General features: G+C 68.6%; 2 protein-coding genes. Both read left to right on the top strand.

Annotated features, from left to right (window positions below):
- Window positions 1-88: 88 nt before the first annotated feature.
- On the top strand, window positions 89-1,429 hold the full coding sequence (gene gabT / locus A9X03_RS25690; protein ID WP_068019410.1) for a 4-aminobutyrate--2-oxoglutarate transaminase: 1,341 nt from the start codon (window positions 89-91) through the stop codon (window positions 1,427-1,429).
- A gap of 145 nt (window positions 1,430-1,574) precedes the next feature.
- Window positions 1,575-4,982, top strand: a 3,408-nt coding sequence (gene car / locus A9X03_RS25695) for a carboxylic acid reductase (RefSeq protein ID WP_068263639.1), incomplete at its 3' end; no start/stop codon positions are given.

The raw sequence follows: 4,982 nt of genomic DNA on the forward strand, positions 1-4,982 counted from the left end.
GCGCCGCCGTACATGAGAGGCCGGGCGGGGACGCGCCGGATAGGCTTGAGTCGCGACGTGACAGGCGCGCCGCGGTGAGGAGAAGATCGTGGCCGGCCTCGAGCAGACACGCCAGCTGGTCACCGAAATCCCCGGTCCCGCTTCGCTGGAGCTGACCAAACGCCGCGCCGCGGCGGTGTCGCACGGGGTGAACGTCTCGCTGCCGGTGTTCGTGGCGCGGGCGTTCGGCGGCATCATCGAGGACGTCGACGGCAACCGGCTCATCGACCTGGCCTCCGGCATCGCGGTCACCACCGTCGGCAACTCCTCGCCCCGGGTGGTGGAGGCGGTGCGCGCCCAGGTCGCCGAATTCACCCACACCTGCTTCATGGTCGTGCCGTACGAGCAGTACGTCGCCGTCGCCGAGGAGCTCAACCGGATCACGCCGGGCTCCGGCGAGAAGCGCTCGGTGCTGTTCAACTCCGGTGCGGAAGCCGTCGAGAACGCCGTCAAGGTCGCCCGCGCGTACACCCGCAAGCCCGCCGTCGTGGCGTTCAACCACGCGTACCACGGCCGCACCAACCTGGCGATGGCGCTGACCGCCAAGTCCAAGCCGTACAAGAGCGGCTTTGGCCCGTTCGCGCCGGAGGTCTACCGGGCCCCGGTGTCCTACCCGTACCGGGACGGGCTTCTCGACAAGGAGCTGGCCACCGACGGGGAGAAGGCCGCCGCGCGGGCGATCGACGTCATCGAGAGCCAGGTCGGCGCCGACAGCCTCGCCGCGGTCATCATCGAACCGATCGCCGGCGAAGGCGGCTTCATCGTGCCGGCCGAGGGATTCCTGCCGGCCCTGCTCGACTGGTGCCGCAACAACGACGTGGTGTTCATCGCCGACGAGGTGCAGACCGGGTTTGCGCGCACCGGCGCCATGTTCGCGTGCGAACACGAGGGCATCGAACCCGACCTGATCTGCACCGCCAAGGGCATCGCCGACGGGCTGCCGCTGTCGGCGGTCACCGGCCGGGCGCAGATCATGGACGCGTCGCACGTCGGCGGGTTGGGCGGCACATTCGGTGGCAACCCGATCGCTTGTGCTGCAGCATTGGCCACCATTTCAACGATCGAAAGTGACGGGCTGATCGAGCGGGCCCGGCAACTGGAACGGCTGATCACCGAGCCGTTGCTGCGCCTGCAGGCCGGCGACGACCGGATCGGCGAGGTGCGCGGCCGCGGCGCCATGATCGCCATCGAGTTGGTCAAGTCAGGTACCGCCGAGCCCGACGCGGAGCTGACTCAGAAGCTGTCCAAGGCGGCCCATGCCGCCGGCGTCGTCGTGTTGACGTGCGGCATGTTCGGCAACATCATCCGGCTGCTGCCGCCGCTGACCATCAGCGACGAGCTGCTGAACGAGGGCATCGACGTCCTGGCGGGATTGCTGGCCGCCCTGTAAGACGGGGTCGACCGGCCCGGGTGGGCAATCTCACAACTTGCGCCGCGGCGCGGCCATGGTGGAATACCGTTACTTTAGCTAACGTTCTAATGGTCAGCGCATCGGCGCGAGAAGACTCAATATCTTTCATTGCGAGGGAATTTCTATGTCGACCACCAAGCACGACGAGCGGCTCGAGCGCCGCATCGAGGACCTGACCGCCAACGACCCCCAGTTCGCCGCCGCCCGCCCCGACCCGGCGGTCGAATCGGCGCTCGAGCGGCCCGGGCTGCGCCTCCCGCAGGTGATCCGGACCGTGCTCGAGGGGTATGCCGACCGGCCGGCGCTGGCGCACCGCGCGGTGGAGTTCGTCAAGGACCCGGCCAGCGGACGCACCAGGCTGGAGTTGCTTTCCCGGTTCGAGACGCTGACCTATCGGGAGCTCGGCGAGCGGGTTTCCGCGCTCGGCCGCGCCTGGTCCGACGACGAGGTGCACACCGGTGACCGGGTCTGCGTGCTTGGCTTCAACAGCGTCGACTACACCACCATCGACATGGCGCTGGCGACGATCAGTGCGGTGTCGGTCCCGCTGCAGACCAGCGCGTCGCTGACGTCGCTGCAGCCGATCGTGACCGAGACCGAGCCCACCGTGATCGCGGCGAGCGCCAACCAGCTGCCCGACGCCGTGGAGCTGATCCTGAGCGGCTACCGGCCCGCCAGGCTGGTGGTGTTCGACTACCACCCCGAGGTCGACGACGAGCGGGAGGCGGTGGAGACCGCCCGCACCCGGCTCGCGGACACCGACGTCGTGGTCGAAACGCTCGCCGAGGTGCTCGAGCGCGGCAAGGCGTTGCCGGACGCGCCGCTCCCGGCCAGCGAGGAATCCGACCCTCTGGCCCTGCTCGTCTACACCTCCGGAAGCACCGGCGCGCCCAAGGGCGCGATGTACCCGCAGAGCAACGTCGCCAAGATCTGGCGCCGGGGCAGCAGGAACTGGTTCGGCGAAAGCGCCGCGTCAATCACCCTGAACTTCATGCCGATGAGCCACGTCATGGGCCGCGGCATCCTCTACGGCACGCTCGGCAACGGCGGCACGGCCTACTTCGCCGCCAAGAGCGACCTCTCGACCCTGCTCGAGGACCTCGAGCTGGTGCGGCCGACCGAGCTGAACTTCGTGCCGCGCATCTGGGAGACCCTGTTCGGCGAATTCCAGCGCCTGGTGGAACGGCGGCTCGCCGACGGCGGCGACCGCGCAGCGGTCGAGGCGCAAGTTCTCGCAGACCAGCGTCAGTACCTGTTGGGTGGGCGCTACATCTTCGCGATGACGGGCTCCGCGCCCACCTCGCCCGAACTGCGCACCTGGGTCGAATCGCTGCTCGAGATGCACCTGATGGACGGCTACGGCTCCACCGAGGCCGGCATGGTGTTGTTCGACGGCGAGATCCAGCGCCCGCCGGTGATCGACTACAAGCTCGTCGACGTGCCGGACCTGGGCTACTTCGGTACCGACCGGCCGTACCCCCGCGGCGAGTTGCTGTTGCGGACCGAGAACATGTTCCCCGGCTACTACAAGCGGGCCGAGACGACGGCCAACGTGTTCGACGAGGACGGCTACTACCGGACCGGCGACGTGTTCGCCGAGGTCGCGCCCGACAAGCTGGTCTACGTCGACCGCCGCAACAACGTGCTCAAGCTGGCGCAGGGCGAGTTCGTGACCCTGGCCAAGCTGGAGGCCGAGTTCGGCAACAGCCCGTTGGTGCGCCAGATCTACGTCTACGGGAACAGCTCCCAGCCCTACCTGCTGGCAGTCGTGGTCCCGACGGAGGAGGCGCTGGCCTCGGGCGACCAGGAGAGCCTCAAGCCCAAGATCGCCGACTCGCTGCAGCACGTCGCGCGCCAGGCCGGCCTGCAGTCCTACGAGGTGCCGCGCGACTTCATCATAGAGTCCACCCCGTTCAGCCTGGAGAACGGTCTGTTGACCGGGATCCGCAAGCTGGCGTGGCCGAAGCTGAAGCAGCACTACGGCGAGCGGCTCGAGCAGCTCTACGCCGAGCTGGCCCAGGGACAGGCCAACGAGCTGGCCGAACTGCGGCGCAACGGCGCGAACGCGCCCGTGCTGCAGACCGTGAGCCGGGCCGCCGCGGCCATGCTGGGCACGGCGAGCAGCGAGCTGACGCCCGACGCGCACTTCACCGACCTGGGCGGAGACTCGTTGTCGGCGTTGACGTTCGGGAACCTGCTGCGCGAGATCTTCGACATCGACGTCCCCGTCGGCGTCATCGTCAGCCCGGCCAGCGACCTGCAGGCCATCGCCAACTACATCGAGGGCGAGCGCCAGGGCACCAAGCGGCCCACCTTCGCCGCCGTGCACGGCCGTGACGCGACCGAGGTGCACGCCGGTGACCTGACACTGGACAAGTTCCTCGAGGCCGAGACGCTGGCCGCCGCGCCCAGCCTGCCCAAGCCCACCAGCGAGGTGCGGACGGTGCTGCTAACCGGCGCGACCGGCTTCCTGGGTCGCTACCTGGCGCTGGAATGGCTCGAGCGCATGGACATGGTCGACGGCAAGGTGATTGCGTTGGTCCGCGCCAAGTCCGACGCGGAGGCCCGCGGCCGGCTGGACAAAACCTTCGACAGCGGCGACCCCAAGCTGCTGGCGCACTACCGGGAGCTTGCCGCCGACCACCTGGAGGTCATCGCCGGCGACAAGGGCGAGGCCAACCTCGGCCTGGACCCGCACACCTGGCAGCGGCTGGCCGACACGGTCGACCTGATCGTCGACCCGGCCGCCCTGGTCAACCACGTGCTGCCGTACAGCGAGCTGTTCGGCCCCAACGCGCTGGGCACCGCCGAACTGATCCGGATCGCGCTCACCACCAAGCTCAAGCCGTACACCTATGTGTCGACGATCGGCGTCGGCGACCAGATCAAGCCCGGCCAGTTCGTCGAGGACGCCGACATCCGGCAGATCAGCGCGACCCGCGCGATCAACGACAACTACGCCAACGGCTACGGCACCAGCAAGTGGGCCGGCGAGGTGCTGCTGCGCGAGGCGCACGACCTGTGTGGCCTGCCGGTGGCGGTGTTCCGCTGCGACATGATCCTGGCCGACACCACCTACGCCGGCCAGCTCAACCTGCCGGACATGTTCACCCGGCTGATGCTGAGCCTGGTCGCCACCGGTGTCGCGCCCGGTTCGTTCTACGAACTGGACGCCGAGGGCAACCGCCAGCGTTCGCACTACGACGGCCTGCCGGTGGAGTTCATCGCCGCGGCGATCTCCACGCTGGGCACGCAGGTGCTGGACGACGTCTCTCGAGGCGACGGGTTCCAGACGTACCACGTGATGAACCCCTACGACGACGGCATCGGCCTCGACGAGTACGTCGACTGGCTGATCGAGGCCGGCTATGGGATCCAGCGCATCGCCGACTACGGCGAATGGCTGCGGCGGTTCGAGCAGACGATGCGGGGCCTGCCGGAGCGGCAACGCCAGTACTCGCTGCTACCGCTGCTGCACAACTACCAGAAGCCTTCAGTGCCGATCAACGGTTCGATGGCACCGACCGACCGC

Source organism: Mycobacterium sp. E1715, from assembly GCF_001667625.1.
Lineage (GTDB): Bacteria > Actinomycetota > Actinomycetes > Mycobacteriales > Mycobacteriaceae > Mycobacterium.